At 72.5% G+C, this 22,218-nt stretch carries 18 protein-coding genes; 4 read left to right on the top strand and 14 right to left on the bottom strand.

What is annotated here, in order from left to right:
* Positions 1–407: 407 nt before the first annotated feature.
* The 4 genes from KRH_RS03265 to KRH_RS03250 form a co-directional block, all read right to left on the bottom strand.
* Positions 408–1,163, bottom strand: coding sequence for an iron ABC transporter ATP-binding protein (locus KRH_RS03265; RefSeq protein ID WP_012397746.1), 756 nt, complete (start codon positions 1,161–1,163; stop codon positions 408–410).
* Entirely contained in the window at positions 1,160–2,215 is a 1,056-nt protein-coding gene (locus KRH_RS03260) for an iron chelate uptake ABC transporter family permease subunit (protein ID WP_012397745.1), read from the bottom strand. Before KRH_RS03260 ends, KRH_RS03265 begins: the two co-directional genes overlap by 4 nt.
* 97 nt (positions 2,216–2,312) lie before the next feature.
* The gene (locus KRH_RS03255) at positions 2,313–3,317 is read right to left on the bottom strand and encodes an ABC transporter permease (RefSeq protein ID WP_012397744.1); all 1,005 of its coding nucleotides are present in this window, start codon (positions 3,315–3,317) and stop codon (positions 2,313–2,315) included.
* Between the two features lie 85 nt (positions 3,318–3,402).
* Positions 3,403–4,389, bottom strand: coding sequence for a siderophore ABC transporter substrate-binding protein (locus KRH_RS03250; RefSeq protein WP_012397743.1), 987 nt, complete (start codon positions 4,387–4,389; stop codon positions 3,403–3,405).
* 197 nt (positions 4,390–4,586) lie between these two features.
* Between KRH_RS03250 and KRH_RS03245 the strand changes: the two genes are divergently transcribed.
* Both KRH_RS03245 and KRH_RS03240 read left to right on the top strand, forming a co-directional pair.
* Positions 4,587–5,861, top strand: a complete 1,275-nt coding sequence (locus KRH_RS03245; protein WP_012397742.1) for a class I SAM-dependent methyltransferase — start codon at positions 4,587–4,589, stop codon at positions 5,859–5,861.
* Positions 5,862–5,960: 99 nt separating this feature from the next.
* Positions 5,961–7,106 carry a glutamate--cysteine ligase gene (locus tag KRH_RS03240; RefSeq protein ID WP_041297302.1) on the top strand — a complete coding sequence of 382 codons (1,146 nt, stop codon included), beginning with the start codon at positions 5,961–5,963 and terminating at the stop codon, positions 7,104–7,106.
* Positions 7,107–7,246: 140 nt separating this feature from the next.
* Here the strand turns inward: KRH_RS03240 and tsaD are convergent, their stop codons facing one another.
* The 6 genes from tsaD to KRH_RS12815 form a co-directional block, all read right to left on the bottom strand.
* A complete protein-coding gene (gene tsaD, locus KRH_RS03235) occupies positions 7,247–8,329 on the bottom strand; it encodes a tRNA (adenosine(37)-N6)-threonylcarbamoyltransferase complex transferase subunit TsaD (RefSeq protein WP_012397740.1) in 1,083 nt (360 codons plus the stop codon).
* Complete coding sequence (rimI, locus tag KRH_RS03230; protein WP_012397739.1) at positions 8,316–8,873, bottom strand: ribosomal protein S18-alanine N-acetyltransferase; 558 nt, start codon at positions 8,871–8,873, stop codon at positions 8,316–8,318. Before rimI ends, tsaD begins: the two co-directional genes overlap by 14 nt.
* The gene (gene tsaB / locus KRH_RS03225; protein ID WP_012397738.1) at positions 8,870–9,559 is read right to left on the bottom strand and encodes a tRNA (adenosine(37)-N6)-threonylcarbamoyltransferase complex dimerization subunit type 1 TsaB; all 690 of its coding nucleotides are present in this window, start codon (positions 9,557–9,559) and stop codon (positions 8,870–8,872) included. Before tsaB ends, rimI begins: the two co-directional genes overlap by 4 nt.
* Before the next feature lie 82 nt (positions 9,560–9,641).
* Complete coding sequence (locus tag KRH_RS03220) at positions 9,642–11,153, bottom strand: MFS transporter (protein ID WP_012397737.1); 1,512 nt, start codon at positions 11,151–11,153, stop codon at positions 9,642–9,644.
* A 5-nt stretch (positions 11,154–11,158) separates the two neighbouring features.
* The gene (deoD, locus tag KRH_RS03215; RefSeq protein WP_012397736.1) at positions 11,159–11,875 is read right to left on the bottom strand and encodes a purine-nucleoside phosphorylase; all 717 of its coding nucleotides are present in this window, start codon (positions 11,873–11,875) and stop codon (positions 11,159–11,161) included.
* A gap of 380 nt (positions 11,876–12,255) precedes the next feature.
* Entirely contained in the window at positions 12,256–14,184 is a 1,929-nt protein-coding gene (locus tag KRH_RS12815) for a bifunctional alanine racemase/tRNA (adenosine(37)-N6)-threonylcarbamoyltransferase complex ATPase subunit type 1 TsaE (RefSeq protein ID WP_041297519.1), read from the bottom strand.
* A gap of 276 nt (positions 14,185–14,460) precedes the next feature.
* On the opposite strand from KRH_RS12815, the gene KRH_RS03205 reads away from it, so the two are divergent.
* Positions 14,461–15,801, top strand: a complete 1,341-nt coding sequence (locus tag KRH_RS03205) for a glycosyltransferase (RefSeq protein ID WP_012397734.1) — start codon at positions 14,461–14,463, stop codon at positions 15,799–15,801.
* 10 nt (positions 15,802–15,811) lie between these two features.
* A complete protein-coding gene (locus tag KRH_RS03200) occupies positions 15,812–16,609 on the top strand; it encodes a phosphatase (protein ID WP_012397733.1) in 798 nt (265 codons plus the stop codon).
* 102 nt (positions 16,610–16,711) lie between these two features.
* Here the strand turns inward: KRH_RS03200 and KRH_RS03195 are convergent, their stop codons facing one another.
* The 4 genes from KRH_RS03195 to treZ all read right to left on the bottom strand — a co-directional run bounded on the left by KRH_RS03195 (position 16,712) and on the right by treZ (position 22,218).
* Complete coding sequence (locus KRH_RS03195) at positions 16,712–17,797, bottom strand: inositol-3-phosphate synthase (protein ID WP_012397732.1); 1,086 nt, start codon at positions 17,795–17,797, stop codon at positions 16,712–16,714.
* A 250-nt stretch (positions 17,798–18,047) separates the two neighbouring features.
* Positions 18,048–18,917: a LysE family translocator gene (locus KRH_RS03190; RefSeq protein ID WP_012397731.1), complete on the bottom strand. Its 870-nt coding sequence runs from the start codon at positions 18,915–18,917 to the stop codon at positions 18,048–18,050.
* Entirely contained in the window at positions 18,914–20,005 is a 1,092-nt protein-coding gene (gene mgrA / locus KRH_RS03185; RefSeq protein WP_012397730.1) for an L-glyceraldehyde 3-phosphate reductase, read from the bottom strand. The genes KRH_RS03190 and mgrA overlap by 4 nt, the downstream gene beginning before the upstream one ends.
* 392 nt (positions 20,006–20,397) lie before the next feature.
* Complete coding sequence (treZ, locus tag KRH_RS03180) at positions 20,398–22,218, bottom strand: malto-oligosyltrehalose trehalohydrolase (RefSeq protein ID WP_012397729.1); 1,821 nt, start codon at positions 22,216–22,218, stop codon at positions 20,398–20,400.

Below are 22,218 nucleotides of genomic sequence, written 5' to 3'. Positions count from 1 at the left end.
TCTCTCCCTTTCTTCTAGGCGTGTGAGACGGTGTGCGTCCGCCGCGTGCCATGGGGTCCCATGACGGCGAGCGCCACAGGCCAGTTGGCGTGCCAACCGTCGTCGCGGTGCCGATTGAGCGCCTGGCCTTTAGCACCCTCCCTGGGAGAGTGCTAATAGCACTGTAGGGACGCGGGACGCGCCCGGTCAAGGCGCGCCCGCGCCACTCCCCTGTGGGCTGAACCGGGCCTCCGGGCACGTCCCGTCACGACGCCGCCCGGTCCCCTCGACCGCCTCGCCGCACTGTCCCCGGGGTCGCGCGAGCACGTTCCCGCAGCGCCGGCGCCCGGATCCCGCGCGGGGGCGGCCCGCTCCGTGCCCGGAGAGGGCGAGCTCGCGCGCCCGGGCGAGGAGCGGCGTCGTGACCCTCAGTAGTAGACCGCGAGCCGTCCGCCGGGGCCGTCGTGGCACGTGACCGGGGTGTCGAAGACGCGGGTGAGTGTCTCGTCCGTCATGATCCGGGCGGGCGTGCCGAACTCCACGACCTTCCCGTCCTTGACCGCGCAGATCCGGTCCGCGTAGTGGCTCGCGAAGTTGATGTCGTGCAGCACGATCACCACGGTGCGCCCCAGCTCGTCCGCCACGCGGCGCAGGTGCTGCATCATGTGCACCGAGTGGCGCATGTCCAGGTTGTTCAGGGGCTCGTCCAGCAGCAGGTAGGCGGTCTGCTGGCACAGCACCATGGCCACGTAGGCGCGCTGGCGCTGCCCGCCCGAGAGCTGGTCCAGGTACCGGTCCTGGAGCGGGCCCAGGTCGAAGAACTCGATGGACTCGGAGATGATCCTCTCGTCCTCCTTGTTGATCCGCCCCCGCGTGTACGGAAAGCGGCCCAGGCCCACGAGCTGGCGCACCGTGAGCCGCGCCGTGAAGTGGTTCTCCTGGCGCAGCGTGGACACCACGGTGGCGAGCGTGCGCGGCGGGGTGGTGGTGACGTCGTGGCCGCCCACCACCACGGTCCCGGCGTCCGCGCCCAGCAGCCGGCCCATCATGGTCAGCAGGGTGGACTTGCCCGCCCCGTTGGGTCCCACGAGGGCCGTGATGCCGCCCTCGGGGATCTCCAGGTCCACCGGCCCGATGGCGGTGTCCGTCCCGTACTGCTTGCTCAGTCCGTCCAGCCGGATCACAGTCTGCCCTTTCTCAGGATCACCACGAGGAACACGGTTCCGCCCACCAGCTCGATGATGATGGACACCGCGCCCTCCGCGTAGAAGACGTTCTTGAGGATGAAGTAGGCCCCGGAGAGCACCGCGAAGCCCAGCAGCACCGCCATGGGGAACACGAAGCGGTGCTCGTGGGTGTCCGCGAACTGATAGGCCAGGGTGGCCACCAGGAACCCCAGGAACGTCATGGGCCCCACCAGGGAGGTGGACACCGCCATCAGCACCGAGACCCAGAACAGGGTGATCACCAGTTCCCTGCGGTGCTCCAGCCCCAGGTTCGTGGCCACGTCCCGCCCGGCGGCCATCACGTCCAGCCTCCGGGAGCGCAGCAGCAGCGCGGCGGTGCCCGCCGCGCACAGGGGCACCGCCAGCGGGAAGTAGGCGGGGTCCGCGTTGGACACAGAGCCGAAGAGCCGGGCGCTGAGCACGTCGAACTCGCTCGGTGACAGCAGCCGCTGCATGAACGTGGACAGTGACCCCAGCCCGCCGCCCAGCACGATGCCGATCAGCAGCATCACCTGCACGTTCGCATGCTTGCCGGACAGCAGCCGGCCATACAGCACCAGGGCGAAGAGGACCATGAGGGCCACCTGCAGGGCATACTGCGTGAGCCCCTGCACCGCGGAGACCCCCGCGACGCCCAGCGCGTACACCGCGGTGGTCTGCACCAGCACGTACAGGGACTCGAAGCCCATGATGGACGGGGTGACGATCCGGTTCTCGGCCGCGGTCTGGAAGGCCACGGTGGCCATGGCCTGGCACACGGCCACCACGGCGATCACCACCACGGCGCTCGCGCGGGTCCCGGCAATGCGCCAGAACCCCGCGGTGCCGAACGGCAGCGGGTTGGCCCAGGTGAGGATCCCGGCGCAGAACAGCGCACCAGCGAGGGCCAGGGCCACCATGACGAGCCAGTACCGGCGCCGGTGGGCGGCGAAGGTGAACGCACGGGAGCCCCCGGCGGCGGGCCGGTCCGCACGGCGCCCGCAGCGGGCTCCTACGGGAACGGAGGCCACGTGCCCGGGAGCGGGTGCGGCCCCGTCGGACGGCCGGGCGGCGTCACGCCCGCGGGCCGGAGTGGCCGGGGAACCGGCGGGGCGGCGGGAGCGCAGCTCAGACATGGCGGCGGCTCCTGAGCAGCAGCACGATGAACACGGCCGCTCCCACGACGCCCAGGATCAGCGAGACCGGGACCTCGAAGGGCATGATGACCGTGCGCCCGATCAGGTCGCACACCGTGACGAGCCCGATCCCCAGCAGGCACACCCACGGCAGGTTGGAGCGCAGGTCGTCCCCGCGGAACAGGGAGACCACGTTGGGCACGATCAGCCCCAGGAACGGCAGGTTGCCCACCACCACGGTGACCACGCCCGTGGCCACCGCCACGAGCGCGGTGCCCACCAGGATGATGCGCTCGTAGTTCAGACCCACGTTGGTGGCGACGTCCTCGCCGAGCCCCGCCACCGTGAGCCTGTCCGCGGCGAGGAACACCAGCACGGCCACGGCCGCGACGACCCACAGGGTCTCGTACTGGCCCTTGAGCACGGACGTGAAGCTGCCAGCGAACCACACCCCGAGGTTCTGCAGCCGGTCCGTGACGAGCGCCAGGTAGGTGGACACGGAGCCCACCACCGCGCCGAGCATGATGCCCACGATCGGCACGATCAGCGAGGAGCGCAGCGTGATCCGGCGCAGCACCGCGAAGAACACCATGGTCCCCGCGAACGCCGCGACCACGGAGCCCAGCATCCGTGCGCTCAGCCCGGCGTCCGGGGCCACGACCATCATGACCAGCAGCCCCAGCCCGGCCCACTCCGTGGTGCCCGTGGTGGTGGGCTCCACGAAGCGGTTCTGCGTGAGCAGCTGCATGACCAGTCCGGACATGGCCATGGCCGCGCCGGCGAGCACGAGGGCGAGGGTGCGCGGGATCCTCGTGAGGGTCAGGAACCGGCGGCCCTCCTCCGGGTCGGAGAGGTCCGCGACCCCCGTGAGCACCGAGGCGGCCAGCAGCCCCAGCACCAGGAGGGACGCCGCCCAGAACCAGGGGTCCCGCAGCACCCCGGTGGGTGCGGAGCGGGCCCTCGGTGCGGGGGCGGTGGCTGCGGCTGTCGCGGTCATGGGTACCTGTGTGCTTCCGTGTGCTCGTGCCGCGGCCCCGCGCGTGGCTGGCGCGGGGCCGCGGGATGGGGGCCTGGCGGCCCGGTCAGCTCTTGCCGTTGCGCTCCAGCTTGTCCGCGAGGTCGTTGAGGATCTCGGTGTAGGTCTGGATGCCCTCGTTGGTGTAGGTGTCTGCGGGCAGGTACACCACGTTGCCGTTCTTCACCGCCGGGACGTCCTTGAGCGCCTCGGACTTCTCGATGACCTCGGCGGCCGGGGTGGAGTCCTTCTGGGACTTCAGGGCGGCGTCCCGGTCCATCACGATCAGCAGCTCGGGCTTGGCCTTGGCGATGGCCTCCACGGAGATGTCGTCCCCCTGGTGGTCGTCCGAGCCCTTGGTCTCGAGGGCGGGCTTGAGCCCCACCATCTCGAACAGCGGGCCGATGGTGCGCCCGGTCTTCGGCACCACGTATCCCATGTTCCCGCCCGAGACGATCAGGCCCATGGTGGACTGGCCGCTGTAGGCGTCCTTGGCGCGCTGCTCGGCCTTGTCGAGGGCCTCGGCGAGCTTGCCGGCGTCCTCCTGCTTGCCGAAGACCTCTCCCAGTGCCGAGGTCTGGCGCTTGAGCTCGGAGTCGAGGGGCTGGTCCTCCCGCGGGTCGAGTTGGAGCACGGTGGCGTCCGGCACGAGCTTGTGGATGGCGTCGTAGTGCTGCGCGAAGCGCTGGCCGTTGATCACGAGGTCCGGGTCCACCCCGGCCACTGCTTCCAGGTTGGGCTCACGGTGCGAGCCGAGGTCCACCACGGAGTCGTCGTGGGAGTAAGAGATGGTGTCCGGGACCAGCCGCTTGGGGGCGGCCTTGAGCGGCACCTCCCAGTCCGCGAGGGTCTCGAACACGCGGTTGTCGGTGGCCACCACGGAGCGCGGCGGCACGGTGACCTTCTGCTCGCCCTTGTCGTCCTGGATGCTCACGGTGGACGAGGAGGCACTGGCCGAGGGATCGGCGGAGCCCCCGGAAGTGCCGCAGCCCGCGAGGGCGAGAACGGCGGCGGTGCACAGTGCCGCACCGGGCAGCAGGCGGTGGGAGGACATGGGTGTCTCGCATTCTGGTGGAGTCGTCAGGGAACGGGCGGCCGGCCACCAGGTAAGCCTAACCTAATTACGCATCATGTTTCCTTCGTAATTCGCATGCCCCGCCCGGAGCCCGTCCCGGCGCCGCCGCGGGGGCTGCGTGCCGCGCGTCCGGGTGCTCCGTGCACGGGCGGGCCCGCCCGTGGTCTGATGGAGCCGTGACCCCACCCACCGCACCCGACGACGCCGAGGCCCACGGCCTCGCCCGCCTGCTCACCCCCGAGGGCCGCGAGCTGCTGGACTCCCTGCCCCCGTACGACGCCGCGGCGTCCCTCGCGCTCAACGAGACCCTGCGCGCCCAGGGCCACGACCCCGAGCTGGTGGCCGCGGCCCTCACCCAGTCGCGGCTGCGCGAGAAGGCCCGGGCCAAGTTCGGCGAGTTCGCCCAGCACATGGTCTTCACCCGCGACGGCGTGGAGCAGGCCACCCGCTGGTCCGTGGCCGCGCTGCACGCCCAGCGCTTCGCGCAGGCCGGGATCGGGCACGTGGTGGACCTCGGCTGCGGGATCGGGGCGGACGCCATGGCGCTGGCCGCCCTGGACCGCACCGTCACCGCGGTGGAGCTCGATCCGCTCACGGCGGCGGCCGCCACCCTCAACCTCACCGGCTGGCCGCACGCTCGCGTGGTCTGCGCGGACGCCCGGTCCCTGGACCTGCGGTCCCTCGAGGCCGGCCCCGCCCAGGGCGTGTGGCTTGACCCGGCGCGGCGCGTCACGGGGGACGGACGCACCCGGCGGGTCTTCGACCCCGAGGCCTTCTCCCCTCCCCTGTCCTTCGTCGCGGGACTCGCGGAGGCGGGACTGGCCGTCGGGGCCAAGCTGGGGCCCGGCATCCCCCACGAGCACGTCCCGCCCGGCGCGGAGGCCCAGTGGATCTCCGACCGCGGGGACGTGGTGGAGGCCGTGCTGTGGTTCAACGCGGTGCGCCGCCCGGACGTGGCCCGTGCGGCACTCGTGCTGGGGCGCGGTGCCGGCCCCGCGGCGTCGTCGGCGGTGGAGCTGACCGCGCGGACCTGGCAGTCCCCGCCCGCCGACGGCGCCCTGCTGGGTCCCGTGGGCGAGTACCTCCACGAGCCCGACGGCGCCGTGATCCGCGCGGGGCTCGTCACGGATCTCGCGCAGCGCCTGGACGCCCACCTGGTGCACCCGAGCATCGCCTACCTCTCCTCGGAGACCCCCGCGGACACACCCCTCGCCCGGTCGTACGCGGTGCGCGAGGTGCTGCCGCACACCGTGAAGGTGCTGCGGCGCTGGGTGCGCGAGCACGACGTGGGCACCTTGGACGTCAAGAAGCGCGGCACGGACGTGACCCCCGAGCAGCTGCGCCGCCAGCTGGCCCCCCGCGGCACGCGGCGCGCGACCTTCGTGATGACACGCGTGGTGGACTCCGGCAGGGAGCGGCGCGTGGTGCTGGTGGTCGACCCCCTAGACTGAGGTTCCCTGTTCCAGGGACCACGGCAGCGCGTAGCCCGGCCCGCACCGCGGTCCAGGGCACCGATGCCGTTCCCGGCGCACCCACGAGAGGACCACGCCGTGCACATTGATTTCGAGACCTCCGAGAACTCCACCCTGGGTGTGGAATGGGAGGTCGCGCTCGTGGACCGCGAATCCGGTGAGCTCGCCCCGCGCGCCCAGGAGGTCCTGGAGGCCGTGGTGGGCGAGTACCCCGAGCTCGGGGAGGAGGGCGACCACCCGCAGGTCACGGGCGAGTTCCTGCAGAACACCGTGGAAATGGTCACGGGCGTGTGCAGCGCCGTTCCCGAGGCGGTGGAGCACCTCGCGCAGACCCAGGACCGGATCCGGAAGATCACCGACCCCCGCTCCCTGGAAATCTTCGCCGCGGGCACCCACCCGTTCTCGGACTGGACCGAGCAGCCCGTGGTGGACGCGGAGCGCTACTACAAGGTCCTGGACCGGGCGCAGTACTGGGGCCGGCAGATGGTGATCTTCGGCATGCACGTGCACGTGGGCATCGACCACCGGGACAAGGCGCTGCCCGTGCTCGACGGGCTCATGAACTACTACCCCCACCTGCTGGCGCTGTCCGCGAACTCCCCCTACTGGTGCGGCCACGACACCGGCTACGCCTCCCACCGGGCGCTGATCTTCCAGCAGCTCTCCACCGCGGGGCTGCCCTTCCACTTCGACTCCTGGAGCGAGTACGAGGCCTACGTCTCGGACCTCATGGAGACCGGCGTGATCGAGGAGATCTCCGAGAACCGCTGGGACATCCGCCCCGTGCCGCGCTTCGGCACCGTGGAGATGCGCGTGTGCGACGGGCCCTCCAACCTCCGGGAGATCGGCGCCCTGGCCGCGCTGACGCAGTGCCTCGTGGAGTCCTTCTCCCGCACCCTGGACGAGGGGCGCAGCATTGCGGTGATGCCCCCGTGGCACCACCAGGAGAACAAGTGGCGGGCCGCCCGCTACGGGCTGGACGCCGTGGTGATCCGGGACGCCCAGAACCACGAGCGCCCCGTGGCGGAGGACCTCACCGAGGTGCTCAACCGGCTGGAGCCCCTCGCCGCCGAACTCGGCTGCGCTGACGAGCTGGGCTACGTGGAGACCATGATGACGGGCGAGACCGGCTACCAGCGCCAGCGGCGGATCGCGGAGGCCAACGGCGGGGACCTGCGCGCCGTGGTGCGGGACATCGTGGCGCAGAACCGCGAGATCCGCTGACCCCTGGGCCGGCACGGAGCGCGCTCCGCGCGGCCGGGTGCCCAGGGCGCGGCCCGCGCGTGCGGCGCGGTGCCCGCCCCGCCACGTTCCGACCGAGCGGGGCGGGGCTTTTCTGACGGGGCCGTGCGGGCCGGGCCGACTCAGGCCGGGACGGGCACCGACACCGTGGTCACGGGCAACCCCGGATCCGCGGTGAACCCGATCCCCGTGGGCGCCACACCCCGGCTCACCAGCCGCGCGCCGAGCGCCGCCACCATGGCCCCGTTGTCCGTGCACAGGGACAGCGGCGGCACCACCACACGGATGCCGTGCTGCGCGCAGCGCTGCGTGACGAGCTCCCGCAGCCGGGAGTTCGCAGCCACTCCCCCGCCCATCAGCAGCGTGGTGATCCCGTGCTCGGTGCACGCCAGCACGGTCTTGCGGGAAATCACGTCCACCACGGACTCCTGGAAGCTCGCGGCCACGTCCGCCACGGGCACGGGCTGACCGGCGGCCTCGAAGGCCTCGACCACCCGGGCCACTGCGGTCTTGAGCCCCGAGAAGGAGAGGTCGTAGCGGTGGGAGCCCGGGTGCTGCGCCGATCCCATGTACTTGCCCGCGGTCAGCCCGCGCGGGAAGCGGAACGCCTCGGGGTCCCCGTCCCGAGCGGCCCGGTCGATGGCGGGGCCTCCGGGGTAGGCCAGCCCGAGCAGCCGGGCGACCTTGTCGTAGGCCTCGCCCGCGGCGTCGTCGATCGTAGCGCCCAGCAGCCGGACGTCCCCCGTGATGTCCCCCACGGCGAGGATCTCCGTGTGCCCGCCGGAGACCAGCAGCGCGCCGAGGTGCTCGGGCAGCGCACCGTCCCCGTCCAGCAGCCCCACGCCCACGTGGGCCACGAGGTGGTTGACGGCGTACAGGGGCGTGCCCGTGGCCACCGCGAGCGCCTTGGCCGCTGCCACGCCCACCATGAGCGCCCCGGCGAGGCCCGGTCCTGAGGTCACCGCGATCGCGTCGAGCTCTCCGAGCGTGACCCCCGCCTCCGCGAGCGCCTGCTGCACCGTGGGCACGAAGGCCTCGAGGTGGGCGCGCGAGGCGATCTCCGGGATCACGCCGCCGAAGCGCACGTGCTGCTCCATGGAGGAGGACACGGTGTTGGTGAGCAGCTCGGTGCCCCGCACGATCCCCACACCGGTCTCGTCGCACGAGGACTCGATGCCGAGCACGAGGGGTTCAGCGGTGTTCATGAATGGTCCTTCCGTCCGCGCTGCGCTCCTGCGGCCCGGGCGGGACCAGTGCGCAGCGCATGATCAGGGCGTGGAGGCCGGGCCCGTAGTAGTGGGCGCGGCTGTGGATGTGCTCGTAGCCGAAGCGGCGGTACAACGCTTGCGCGCGAGGGTTGTCGGCCCGGACCTCGAGCATCATCTCGGTGGCGCCGCCGCGCACGGCGGCCTCGTGCAGCACGCGCAGCAGGGTGCTCCCGAGCCCCCGGCCCTCGTGGGCGGCGGCCACCGCGATGGTCTGGACGTCCGCGACCGGCGGGATGCACATCATCCCGGCGTACGCCACGATCTCCCCGTTCCGGGTGAGCACCCAGTACGCGCGCGTGGGGTGCGCCAGCTCCTCGTCGAACATGTGCCGCGGCCAGGCGTCCTCGGGGAACAGCACGGTCTCCAGCGCGTGCACGGCGTCCAGGTCCCTGGGCTGCATGGGCCGCAGCGCGTAGCCGCGCGGCAGGGACGACGCCGCCGCGCTCGCCGCACCGGGCGCGGACCCCTGCGGGCCCGTCACGCCGTGGTCCGCTTCGCGAACGCCGGCACCTTGGCGTCCGACTCCCGCAGGTACAGGGGCGAGGTGTCGGTGCTCAGGGGGGTGCCGCGGCTCGTGAGTGCCCACGCCGCGCGCGCAAGATCCGCCGCGGTGGGGTGCAGGTCCCCGGTGCCCGGCACGGGGTGCGCGAGCCGCTGCGGGTACAGCGCGGTGCCGGGACCGCAGCTCGGCAGGGCCGGGACGTCCTCGGGCGCGCCCACGCGGGGCTCACTGAGGCCCACGGCGGTTGCGGCGGTGTCCTCGAGCACGCGGTAGGGGCGCCAGTAGAGCTCCTTGCGGCGCGCGTCGATGACCACCGCGAACTCCTCGTGACCGGCCTCGGCGAGCCGGGGCGCGATCCGGTGGGCGGCGGCGTCGAGCGAGCAGAGCCCGTGCACGGGCAGCCCCCACGCGAAGCCCAGGGCACGGGCGGTCGCGAGTCCGGCGCGCAGCCCCGTGAACGGGCCGGGCCCGGTGCCCACGAGCACGGCGTCGAGGTCCGCGCCGGTGAGCCCCTCCGCGGACAGCACGTCGCGCACCGCGGGGGCCAGGGCCTCGGCGTGGGAGCGGGTGTCGGTGGTGGCGCTCTCCCGCAGCACCTCGCCGTCGCGGGCCAGGGCCACGGAGGCGATCGAGGAGGAATCGAGACTCAGCACAAGCACCCGCACAGTCTAAGCCCGCACGGAAAAGCCCCTCCGCGCACGCCCGGGACGGGAGCTGTGGAGGGGCCTTCTCGTCAGACCTGCGGAACTACTGCTGCGCGGTGAGGCGCGCGGCGGCCTTCGCGTTGTTGCGCTCGATCAGGCCGAACAGCACGCGGTACGCCACCAGACCCACCAGCGTGATGCCCACCAGGAACCACAGGATGGTGGAGAAGTAGTCGCCCTCGGCGGAGCCACCCACGCTCAGTGCGCCGAACCACGTGGGCTTGGCGGACATCAGCATGGCCGTGTAGGCCACGCCGATCGGGGAGGCCACGTTGATCACCAGGTTGTAGAAGCCCACGGCCACGCCGGACTTCGCGGCGGGCATCAGCAGCAGCGCGCTGGACATGAGCGGTGCGTACAGCAGGCCGAAGCCCACCGAGAACATGGCCATCGCGATCACCATGGCCACCACGGACACGTTGATGAACACCCCGGCCACCGCGAGAGCGAGCGCCAGCAGGCACAGCGCCAGGGTCACGGCCTGCTTGGAGTCCAGCCGCTTGCTCACGGCACCGGACATCGCCGCAGTGGAGGCACCCAGCACGTAGCCCGGGATGGTGAGCAGCGAGACCTTGTCCATGGCCATCCCGTGCACGCCGTGGATGGCGAACGGGAACAGGAACACGAACGCCAGATTCACCGAGTAGATGATGAACACGATCACCAGCGCGCTGATGTACGGGCGGTTGGTGAAGAAGGAGGCGTCCACGAGGGCGCGGGAGTTGGTGCGCACGTGGTGCACGAACAGCACGGTGGCCACCACCACGGGGATCCACCACCACCACGTGAAGTCCTGCATGAACATGATCAGCCCGGTGGCGATCACGCCCACCAGGAACAGCCCGTACACGTCCACGCCGGAGCTCGTGTGCTCGACGTCGTCCGACACGCGGGTCTTGATGAACGGCAGGGACAGCACGATCAGCAGCGGGATCAGGAACATCCACGTCCAGGACACGTAGGTGGCCAGGAACCCGGAGACCAGCGTGCCGATGAGCGAGGCCAGCTGGAAGGACATGTTGGAGAAGCCCAGGTACTTCTTGAGCTCCACGCCCTGGAAGTGCTTGGTCACGTAGACCACGTAGAGGGTCTCCGCCGCGGCGAGGCCGGCCGTCTGGACCACACGGCCCACGAGCACCACCCCGAAGGACGCGGAGCCCACGAAGCCGATCACCGAGCCCACCACGATCAGCCCGATGCTCAGGTACAGCAGCTTGCGGATGGCCACGGAATCCGCGAGCGCGGAGTACACCACGGCGCCGATGCCGATCAGCACGCCCGTGAGGGTGGCCTGCAGGCTCACGGTGGACTCGCTCAAGGACAGCGCCTCGGCCATGGGCTGGGACGTGAACTTGAAGCCCTGGTCGATCACCAGGCAGAAGATGAACAGGAACAGCAGCACGGGCACGGCCCGGCGCGGGTTCACGCCGCCCGCGGTGCGGGGGGCCTCGGCGGTGCCCGCATGGGTCGCGGGGACGGCCGCCGCGGGCGTCGAGGCGGCGCTGTCGGGGCCCGCGGTCTGGGCGAGGTCCGGGTTCTCGTCGGGGTGGTTCATGGGGTTCACAGCTCCGTCACCGTCGCGGCCAGCTCGATCATCTGCGCGAAGCCCGTCTGGCGCTGCTCCGGGGTCATCTGCGCGTGGGTGGCCAGGTTGTCCGAGACCGTGAACATGGCGAGCGCCTCCACGCCCGCGGCGGCCGCGTTGGCGTAGAGCCCCACGGTCTCCATCTCCACGGCGAGCACACCCATTTTCGCCCAGCGCTCGGTGGTGTCGTCCTGGGCGTGGTAGAAGGTGTCCGAGGAGACCACGTTGCCCGCGTGGGCGGTGATCCCCCGGCTCTCGGCGGCCCGGTACACATGGTCCAGCAGCCGGAAGGAACCGGTGGGGGCCCACGTGCCGGGCAGGTCGAACTGCGCGAGGTAGTTGGAGTCGGTGGACGCCGCCTGCGCGAGCACGAGGTCGTTGAGCGCGAGGCCCTCCGTGAGTCCCCCGCAGGAGCCGATGCGCACCAGCTTGGTGCAGCCGAACACGTTGATCAGCTCCCAGCTGTACAGCGCGATGGACGGGATCCCCATCCCGGTGCCCATCACGGACAGCTCACGGCCCTGGTACGTGCCGGTGTAGCCGAACATGTTGCGCACGGAGTTGAACTGCACGGCGTCCTCGAGGAACGTCTCGGCGATGAACTTGGCCCGCAGGGGGTCGCCGGGCAGCAGGATGGTCTCGGCGATCGGTGCGCCCTGGGGGTTGATGTGCGGTGTCGATGTCGGTGACAAACGATCCTCCTCGGGTCGGTCCGCGACGGAGGCGGCCGAGTCCTGCGGAACGACGACGCCGTCGGGTCCCCCGGGGGTCGCACCGTCTGCGGTGGACGTTGGTGCTGCCCCCATTGTGGCACGTCGGGGCCCCACTGACGGCGTGTCCCGCGGGGGATCCTGGCGTGTTCCCGACGGGGCGCGCGACGGGGTTCACGGCGGGGTGCGCGGGTCCTGGTGCGGGACCGCCCGGGGACGCCGGGCAGCCGCGGAAGCCCCTCGTGCGGCGTCGTCCCGGGGCGGTGCGCGGTGGTGCCGTCCGGGCGCAGGGGATCCCGCCCGCGGTGCGCGGTGACCCGTCGCGCGGCACGACGTTCACCGGACCCGCGCGCGGCGTGGCCTCACACGCGCGGCGGTTCGGTCCAGCGCGGGCCCACGCCCCGCAGGGTGATCTGCCGGACCTCCCCCGCCGAGGCGTCCTCCTCCCACTGCGCGCCGAGCTGCGCGAGAACGCCCGCCAGGTCCGCCTGCTCGGGGGCCGCCTGCGCGCCGCGGGCACGCTCGATGTCGACCACCAGCCGGGACGCACTCAGGTGCTCGACCTTGGAGGTGCCCCACTCCACCACCGTGACGCACGTGTCCAGGGTGTCCTCGAGGTCGATGCTCTCGACGTCCTCGGCCGAGCCCAGCCGGTACGCGTCCACGTGCACGAGGTCCGGGCCGCCCGGGCGCGGCCCGTCCGCCAGGTTGGGGTGGCGGCGGGCCAGCACGAACGTGGGCGAGATGATGCCCTCGCGCACCCCCAGCCCCGCGCCGAGGCCCTGCGTGAACGTGGTCTTGCCCGCGCCGAGCTCCCCGTTGAGCAGCACGAGGTCCCCCGCGCGCAGGTGCGGGGCGAGCGCCGCCGCGAGCGCCCGGGTCTCCTCCGCGCTCGCGAGCTCCCGCGTGATGCTCCAGTTCTCACCCGCGGCACCCGCCCCGGGACCGTCCTGCGCGCCGTCCCCGGGCACGACGCCGCCCGGCCCGGCACCCGCCCCGTGGTCGCGGTCCGCGCCGGGGCCATCCACGGGCTCCGCGCCGGGGTGCCCACCGTGCTCCACGCTCCGGCTCCGGTCGCTGTCGCGCTGCGGCTCCAGCCCCACGTGCTCGCGGGGAACGCGCGGGGAGAGGCGGGTGACCACCTCGTAGTTGATGGTGCCCGCCGCGTCCGCCCAGTCCGTCACGGACGGGTTCGAGCCCGCACCGAAGAGCACCGCCTCGTCCCCGATCCGCACGGTGGGCTCCCGAGCGGCACCGGGCTTCCCCGCGGCCTCCGTCACGGGCCGGCTCCGGGAGAGGTCCACGACGCACTGGTCCATGGCGATCCGGCCCACCACGGGGTGCAGCCGGTTCCCGATCCGCACCGGGGCGCCCGTGGCCACGCGCGGCACACCGTCCGCGTAGCCGAGCGGAATCAGTGCGAGCCGGGTGGGGCCCTCCGTGCGGTACGTGAGCCCGTAGGAGACCCCCGCTCCGGCGGGGACGTCCTTCACGTTGGCCACGCGGGTCCGCAGCGTCATGGCCGGAACCAGCCCGAAGTCCTCGGGGGTGCGGTCCGCGAAGGGGCTCAGCCCGTACAGTCCCAGGCCCACGCGCACGGCGTCCCGCAGTATCGCGTCGGGGTCCTCCCGGTCCGCGGCCGAGAGCAGCCCGGGGGTGTTGGCGGCGTGCACCATCGTGGGGCTCAGCCCGGCCTCCCGTGCCGTGCGCACCGCGGTGGTGAGGGTGGCGAGCTGCTCGGCCGTCTCGGGGCGGGCGGGTTCGTCCGCGACCGCGAGGTGCGTGAAGATCCCCTCCACCGAGAGCAGACCCTCCCCCTCGGCCTCCCGCACGCGCCGGACCAGGGCGGGCCACTGCTCGGGCGTGGCACCGTTGCGCCCCAGCCCCGAGTCGAGCTTGAGGTGGACCACCGCCGGGCGGCCGGCCTCACGGGCGGCGGCCAGCACGGCGTCGAGCTCTCCCCCGCTCACGCCCAGCCGCACGTCCTCCCGCACGGCCGCGGCGAAGTCGGTCGACGGGGTGTGCAGCCACGCGAGCACGGGGGCCGTGATCCCCTCCGCGCGCAGCGCGAGCGCCTCGGACACGTGGGCCGTGCCGAGCATGTGCGCACCCGCCTCGAGCGCCGCACGGGCCACCTGCGGGGCGCCGTGACCGTAGGCGTTCGCCTTGACCACCGCGATCAGGGTGCGCCCCCGCGCCAGCTCGAGCAGCCGCCCCACGTTGTGGCGCACCGCCGCGAGGTCCACCACCGCGCTGCGCTCGCTGGGCTGCCGGTTCTGCTCCGAGGTCATCTCACTCACGCCCCCCATTGTGCCCCGACTCCGCCGCGTGTCCCGAGGCCGTGGCCCGGCCTTCCCGACCGCGCGGTCTGCGCGGGGCGCCTCCGGTGCGGGAGGTGCCGCCCGGCCACGGCGAGTTCGCGGGCGGGGCGCGGAGGGCCTGTGGCTGACCACCCGAGGGGCCGGCAGGGCCGACCCGTGTGTGGCTCCGGGGCGCCGCCGGGGCTGAGGCGGGTCTGTTCGGGGCCCGCCCCCGCCGCCGTCCGCGCGCGCCGGTAGGCTGGGCCCGTGCCTCCCGCCTGCCCAGACCGCGTGCTGCTGCTCAGCATGCACACCTCCCCCGTGGACCAGCCGGGCTCCGGGGATGCCGGGGGGATGAACGTCTACGTGTGGCACCTCGCCCGCGCCCTGGCGCAGGCCGGGTGGCGCGTGGACATGGCCACGCTCGACCGCGATCCCTCCCGCACCGAGGGCGTGCACCCCACGGACCTGGCACCGGGCATCCGCCTGCTCGCCGTGTCCCTGCCCGGCGCGGGCGCAGCCCCCAAGCAGGATCTCCCGCGCTTCGCCGAGCCCTTCGGCCGCGCGCTCGCGCACTTCTACGACGGCGACGACGCCGCCCCGCGCGTGCTGCACGCCCACTACTGGCTGTCCGCGGTGGCAGGTGTGGAGCTCGCCGAGCACCTGCACGCCCCCCTGATGCTGACCCTGCACACGTCCGCGGCCGCCAAGAACCTGCGCGCCGGAGCGGACGAGGCCCCCGAGACCCGGGAGCGCGAGGAGGCCGAGCGTTTCGTGGTCTCCCGGGCGTGCCGCACCGTGGTCAACACCCCGGTGGAGAAGCACCAGCTCGTGGAGCTCTACGGCGCGGACCCGGAGCGCGTGGAGGTGATCCCGCCCGGGGTGGACCCCACCGTGTTCCGCCCCGTTCCCCGGGAACCGCTGCCGCGGTCCCCCCGGTCCGCAGCCGTGCCCCGCGCCGGGGACCACCCGGCCGCGCACCCCGACGACGCCCCGAGCGCCCCGAGCGGCGACCCCGGGGCGTCCCCGGACCATCAAGCACCCTTCACCGTGCTGTGCGCGGGTCGCATGCAGCCGCTCAAGGGCCAGCAGGTGCTCGTGCGGGCGCTCGGCCAGCTGCGCCGCACCCACCCGGAGACCCCCGTTCGGCTGGTCCTGGCCGGCGCGGGCTCCCCCGAGTTCCTGAACCACCTGCGGGAGCTGGCGCGCACGGAGGGGGTCGCGGGCGACGTCGTGCTGCGCGGCTCCCTGCCCCGCCCCGAGCTCGCCAGGCTCATGGGCTCGGTGGACGCGGTGGCCGTGCCGTCCTCCTCCGAGACTTTCGGGCTCGTGGCCGTGGAGGCCCAGGCGTGCGGGACCCCCGTGCTCGCCACGGACGTGGACGGGCTGCGCTACGCGGTGCGCGACGGCGAGACGGGCCGCCTGGTGCCCGGCCGGGACCCCGCCGTGTGGGCCGAGGCGCTGCACCGCGCGGCCGCGGACCCGAGCGCATGGAGAGCGATGTCACACGCCGCGACCCGGCGGGCCCGGGAACTGACCTGGGACGACGTCGCCGCGCGGCACGCGGGCGCGTACCTCGCCTGTGCGGGCGCCGCGGCCACCGCCTAAACTCCCCTGTGTGACCACCGCGTACCTGAGTCGAGACGCCCTCGCCCGATACCTGGACCGCTCCCGCATCACCGGAGCCGTCGCCACGCCGCGCGAGGCCAACCTGCGCAACGTCCAGGGGTTCCTGGACGGGGACCAGCACCAGCACATGGGGGTCGAGCGCACCCGCGAGTGGGACTTCGACTCCGTGTTCGGGCTCATGCGCGACCGCGTGGGCATCAACGACGACCCCTCCTACGTGAGCGGTCAGGACTCCATTTCCGCGCAGCTGTGCGTGGCCCGGCTGGACGAGTACGCGGAGATCTTCAGCCGCGCCGTCCAGGGCCGCAAGCGCCTGCTCTTCGCCACGGGCCACCCCTCGGGTCTGGCCCCCGTGTACGCCCGCCTGGCCCGTGTGGCCCGCGCCTCCGGGGCCCGGGTGATCCGCTTCGACGAGGCGCTGCCCTTCGAGGACGGGGACGTCCGCCAGATCGAGGACGTGGTGATGGTCGAGCAGTACGGCGGGCTGCGCCACACCCACTTCCCCGAGCCCATGCGGCTCGTGCTCGAGCATCTGCAGGAACAGGGTCGGCAGGCACCGGACCTCGTGATCGCCGACCACGGCATGGCCGGGTGGGCCGGTTCCCGCGCCGGGCTGCCCACCATTGCCATGGGCGACTGCAACGACCCCGGGATCTTCGTGGCCGAAGCGCAGGGCCAGGTGGAGGTGGTGGTGCCCCTGGACGACAACGTGGCCCCGCACCTCTACGACCCCCTGGTGGACTACATCATCTCCCGCGCGGGCCTGGCGGGGCAGGAGCGCCCCTGAGCCGCACCTCCCGCACGCGGGCGGACCCCGGAGGCACCACGGCGCCCGGCACCGGTTCTCCCGGTGCCGGGCGCCGTGGTCGGTGCCGGGTGCGTCAGCCGCTCAGCGCTCCACCTCGCCTCGGATGAACTTTTCCACGTTCTCGCGGGCGGTGTCGTCGTCGAACTGCTCGGGCGGGGACTTCATGAAGTAGGAGGACGCCGAGGTCAGCGGCCCGCCGATGCCGCGGTCCAGGCCGATCTTGGCGGCGCGGATCGCGTCGATGATGACGCCCGCTGAGTTCGGTGAGTCCCACACCTCGAGCTTGTACTCGAGGGAGATGGGCGCGTTGCCGAAGCCGTGGCCCTCCAGGCGCACGAACGCGAACTTGCGGTCGTCCAGCCAGCCCACGTAGTCGGACGGGCCGATGTGGACGTCCTTGGCGCGCATCTCGTGCGGCACGTTGGAGGTCACCGCCTGGGTCTTGGAGATCTTCTTGGACTCCAGCCGCGAGCGCTCCAGCATGTTCTTGAAGTCCATGTTGCCGCCCACGTTGAGCTGGTACGTGCGGTCCAGCACGTAGCCGCGGTCCTCCAGAAGCTTCGCCAGCACGCGGTGGGTGATGGTGGCGCCCACCTGGGACTTGATGTCGTCGCCCACGATCGGCAGGCCGGCGTCCGTGAACTTCTGCGCCCACTCGTCCGTGCCCGCAATGAACACGGGCAGGGCGTTGACGAAGGCCACCCCGGCGTCGATTGCGGCCTGCGCGTAGAAGCGGTCCGCCTCCTCCGAGCCCACCGGGAGGTAGGACACGAGCACGTCCACCTCGCGCTCGCGCAGCACCTGCGCCACGTCCACGGGCTCGGCGTCGGACTCCGTGATGGTCTCGCGGTAGTACTGCCCCAGCCCGTCCAGGGTGGGGCCGCGGTCCACGGTCACGTCCAGGGGCGGGACCTTGGCGATCTCCATCGTGTTGTTCTCGCCGGCCAGGATGGCCTGGGACAGGTCCAGGCCCACCTTGGCGGCGTCCACGTCGAACGCGGCGACGAACTGCACGTCCCGCACGTGGTAGTCACCGAACTGCACGTGCATGAGCCCGGGCACGGAGTCGGAGGGATCGGCGTCACGGTAGAAGTGCACGCCCTGGATGAGCGAAGTGGCGCAGTTGCCCACGCCAGCAATGGCCACGCGGATAGGATGTTCGGACACGGTTCTCCTCGACTGGGTTGCTGACGGTCCGCGCGGACACGCCACGCACGCCGGGGCGCGGGCGGGGTGTCGTCCCCCGCGACCGCGCGGCCGTCGACCGGTTTCCCAGTGTAACCAGGCTCACGCCGGGTTCCCTCCCGCTGCCGTTTCACGACGCCGCCCGGTCCCGTGCGCCCCGCGGCGTCCCCGCGAACGACGTCGCCGCTTCGCGTCCACGCCGCTCCGTGCGTTCCGCGGCCCGCCCCGGGGCTCACACCGTGAGCACGGCCTCCACGAACAGTCCCAGCGCCACGAGCACGAACACCACGCCCGAGACGATCTCGACCTCCGCGGAGCGGGCCCGGAAACGGCGGGCCAGTGCGGGCACGGATCCGAGCCACGCCACGGCCAGGAACCACGCGAGCCCCACCGCCACGAGCATCCCCAGGGCCGTGAGTCCCTCCCACCACTGCAGTCCCGCGGGCACCACGGAGCCGAACAGCGCCACGAAGAACACCACGGCCTTCGCGTTGGCCAGGTTGGTGACCGTGCCCTGCACCAGTGCGCGCAGCGGCGTCAGACCGCTCGCGCCCAGCAGCGTGGTGCGCCCGCCGGCCGCGATCTCCTCGGCCACGGCGGCGTCGTCCGCCATCAGGGGATCCGTGGGTGGCTGCGCCGCGGGCCCGGAGGTGAGGGAGGACGCGACCTCCCCGTGCCCGGAGCTCTGCGCCCCGAGCCGCTGCGAGGCGTGGGGCGCGCCCACGGCCGCCGCGACGTCGTCGTCCGCCCCCGAGGCACCCGGCTCCGTGCTGGCCACCACGCGGGAGTGTCCCACCGCGGCACCGGAGCGGGCGGCGAGACCGGCGCGGATGGCGCCGTAGCCCATGCGCACGAGGAACAGGGCCCCGCCGATCTGCACCACCAGTTTGAGCACGTGGTTCCCGCTGATGAACACCGTCACGCCCAGGAGAGAGAGGGTGATCCACGCGAGGTTGCCCACCATCACGCCCAGCGCCGTGAACACCGCGCTGCGCCGCGAGGACAGGAACGCGTTGCGCAGGATGATGAAGATGTCCGGGCCCGGGACCACGATCCCCGCGATCCACAGCCCCAGCAGAGCGGCGTACTGCGCCCCCGTCATGCGTGCTTGGAGTCGGTGGCCGCGCTCCAGATGTTCACGCCGGCGTCCGTGACGAGCCCGTCGATCCGGCGCAACTCCTCCGCGGAGAACTCCAGGTTGGCCACGGCGCGCGCGGAGTCCTCGATCTGCCGCGCGGAGGAGGCCCCCACCAGCGCGGAGGTGACCTGCCCCGAGTCCTGCGGGCGCAGGGTCCACGCGATCGCCATCTGCGCGAGGGTTTGCCCGCGCTCCTGCGCCATGGTGTTGAGCTCCCGGATCTGGTCCAGGGTCTGCTCGCTGAGCCAGGACGGGTCCAGGGACTTGTCCTCGGACGCGCGGGATCCCTCGGGCACCCCGTGCAGGTACTTGTCGGTGAGCATGCCCTGCGCGAGCGGGGTGAAGCAGATGGATCCCATGCCGGTCTCGGTCAGCGCGCCCAGCAGGTTCTTCCCTCCGGCCTGCTCGTTGGGCTGCTCGATCCAGCGGTTGAGCATCGAGTAGGAGGGCTGGTGGATCACCAGCGGCGTGCCGAGCTCGCGCATGATCCGCTGCGCCTCGAGCGTGAGGTCCGCACCGTAGGAGGAGACGCCCACGTAGGTGGCGCGACCGGAGCGCACGATGTGGTCCAGCGCCTGCATGGTCTCCTCGAGTGGCGTCTCGGGGTCCGGGCGGTGGTGGTAGAACACGTCCACGTGGTCCAGGCCCATGCGCTCGAGCGACTGGTCCAGGGAGGTCACCAGGTACTGGCGCGAACCACCCACGTCACCGTACGGGCCGGGCCACATGTCCCACCCGGCCTTGGTGGAGATCACCAGCTCGTGGCGGTGCCCCGCGAAGTCCTCCTTGAGGATCCGGCCGAAGTTGAGCTCCGCCGAGCCCGCGGGCGGGCCGTAGTTGTTGGCCAGGTCAAAGTGCGTGATGCCCAGGTCGAACGCGCGGCGCAGGGTCGCGCGCATGCCCGCCACGGGCTTGTCGTCCCCGAAGTTGTGCCACAGCCCCAGGGACACGGCGGGCAGCTTCAGCCCGGACTCCCCCACACGCCGGTACGGCATGGTCTCGTAGCGGTTCTCGGCAGGGGTCCACACGGTGTCGTCGCCATAGATCAGCATGAATCCCAGTCTGCCACCGCTCGACTCCGCACACCGCACCGCATGACGGCGCACGACGCCGCCCGGGCCCGTTCGCGCACGACGCCGCCGGGCTCGTTCGCGTGCCGGGCGGCATCGCGCGGGGTCGGCGGCGGCGGCGCACTGGCCCCGTGGGGTCCTGCGAGGCCAGCGGCGCCCTGCGGGACCGGTGGCTCGGTGGCAGGACCGAGATCGGCGGCAACGCTCTGGCCCCGTGGGGTCCTGCGACGCCGGCGGCGCCCTGCGGGACCGGCAGCTCGATGGCAGGACCGGCGTCCGCAGCGCCGTAACGGTTCGGTGGCGTCGCGCGGGGCAGGCCGCGCGGCGTCGTCGGGACCGGGGCCCGCGCACGGGCGCCGGTCCCGCGGGCGGTCTCAGACGCGCAGCACCACGGCGGTCTCCGGGGCCACGCGCACCGTGCCCTCGGCCCCGGGTTCGGGTCCGGTGCCGCTCGTGAACAGCAGCCGGGGCGCGTCCCCGCCCATCAGCGGCAGGTTGCGGGGCTCCCGCCCCAGGTTGATGGCGATCACCACGCCATGCTCGGACTCGGGCTCGGTCATGCGCTTGAGCACGAACCACTGCTCGGAGTCGCTGGCCTGGGTGGCCACGGTGTCCCAGCGCTGGTCCGTGAGCTCGGGGGTGTTCCGGCGCAGGGCGATGAGGTCCCGGTAGGCCCGGTAGATCCGCTCGTGGTCGCCCTCGTGGACCTCGGCCCAGTTCAGCTTGGAGCGCTCGAACGTCTGCGGGTCCTGCGGGTCCGGCACCGTGGCGTGGTCCCACGCCATCTGCGCGAACTCGGCCTTGCGGCCCTTCGCCACGGCCTCTCCCAGCTCCGGCTCGGGGTGCGCGGTGAAGAACTGCCAGGGGGTGCTCGCCCCGTACTCCTCCCCCATGAACAGCATGGGGGTGAAGGGCTGGGCCATGAGCCACGTGGCGGCGGCGATCGCGCGGTCCACGCTCATGGACTGGTTCATCCGGTCCCCGGCGGCCCGGTTGCCCACCTGGTCGTGGTTCTGCAGGAACGTGACGAACTGGTAGGGGCGCTGCTCCACGGGGTCGATCTCCCGGCCGTGGGAGCGGCCGCGGAACGTGGAGTACGTCCCGTTGTGGAAGTACGCGGTGTGCATGGTCTTCTCGAGGGCGTGCAGGGACGCGAAGTCCCCGTAGTAGCCCTGGGTCTCGCCCGTGAAGGCCGTGTGCGCGGCGTGGTGGACGTCGTCCAGCCACTGCGCGCCCATGCCCAGCCCGTGGCGGTGCGTGGCCGCGATCATGCGGGGGTCGTTGAGGTCCGACTCCGCAATGGTCACCAGGTCCTTGCCGGTGCGCTGCACCTCCTCGGCCACGCGCTCGGCGATCTCCTCGAGGATGTGTTTCGCGCTGGAGTCCGCGAGGGCGTGCACGGCGTCCAGACGGAAGCCGTCCACGTGGTACTCGCGCAACCACATGGTCACGTTGTCCAGGATGTACTCGCGCACCCCGTCCGCGCCCCAGCCGTCCAGGTTGATGAGGTCCCCCCAGCTGGAGGCACCCGGCTTGAAGTAGTCCGCGAACAGGGGCAGGTAGTTCCCGCTCGGGCCCAGGTGGTTGTAGACCACGTCCTGGATCACGGACAGGCCCCTGGCGTGGCACGCGTCCACGAACCGCTGGTAGGCCTCGGGCCCGCCGTAGGGCTCGGCCACGGTGTACCACGCGACGCCGTCGTAGCCCCAGTTGTGCTCGCCGTTGAAGCCGTTGACCGGCAGCAGCTCCACCGCGGTGACGCCCAGGTCCACCAGGTGGTCCAGCCTGCCGATGGCCGCGTCCAGCGTGCCCACGGGGGTGAACGTGCCGGGGTGCAGCTCGTAGAGCACGGAGTCCTGCAGCGGACGGGGGCGGAAGTCGGCGTCGTGCCACTCGAAGGCGTCCGCGTCGAACGTGCACGAGAGGTCGTGGACGCCCTGCGGTTGTCGGCGCGAGCGTGGGTCCGGCAGCACGTCCGAGACCTGCTCGCGCTCCTCGGGGGTGCCCTCGTCGAAGGTCTTGGTCAGGATGTAGCCGTAGCGCACGGTGCCCTGCGGGGCGGCGTCGTCGGCGGGCAGCGTCCACCAGCCGGGGCGGCCATCGAGACCCTCCATGGGGTGGTCCTCGCCCTCGATGCGCACGGTGACCTTGCGGGCGTGCGGGGCCCAGACGTCGAAGCGGTGGTCGGTGCTCAT

This window comes from Kocuria rhizophila DC2201 (genome assembly GCF_000010285.1).
In the GTDB taxonomy this organism is placed as follows: Bacteria; Actinomycetota; Actinomycetes; order Actinomycetales; family Micrococcaceae; genus Kocuria; species Kocuria rhizophila_A.
The sequence above is the reverse complement of the archived record's forward strand: the minus strand, read 5'-3'. Positions and strand labels throughout refer to the sequence as shown.

Bases quoted from the DNA above. Each gene is read 5' to 3' on its own strand.
- treZ (WP_012397729.1), bottom strand. From the start codon at position 22,218: ATGAGCACCGACCACCGCTTCGACGTCTGGGCCCCGCACGCCCGCAAG.
- KRH_RS03190 (WP_012397731.1), bottom strand. From the start codon at position 18,917: ATGACGGGGGCGCAGTACGCCGCTCTGCTGGGGCTGTGGATCGCGGGG.
- KRH_RS12815 (WP_041297519.1), bottom strand. From the start codon at position 14,184: ATGACCTCGGAGCAGAACCGGCAGCCCAGCGAGCGCAGCGCGGTGGTG.
- KRH_RS03255 (WP_012397744.1), bottom strand. From the start codon at position 3,317: ATGACCGCGACAGCCGCAGCCACCGCCCCCGCACCGAGGGCCCGCTCC.
- KRH_RS03220 (WP_012397737.1), bottom strand. From the start codon at position 11,153: ATGAACCACCCCGACGAGAACCCGGACCTCGCCCAGACCGCGGGCCCC.
- mgrA (WP_012397730.1), bottom strand. From the start codon at position 20,005: ATGCTGATCTATGGCGACGACACCGTGTGGACCCCTGCCGAGAACCGC.
- KRH_RS03250 (WP_012397743.1), bottom strand. From the start codon at position 4,389: ATGTCCTCCCACCGCCTGCTGCCCGGTGCGGCACTGTGCACCGCCGCC.
- tsaD (WP_012397740.1), bottom strand. From the start codon at position 8,329: ATGAACACCGCTGAACCCCTCGTGCTCGGCATCGAGTCCTCGTGCGAC.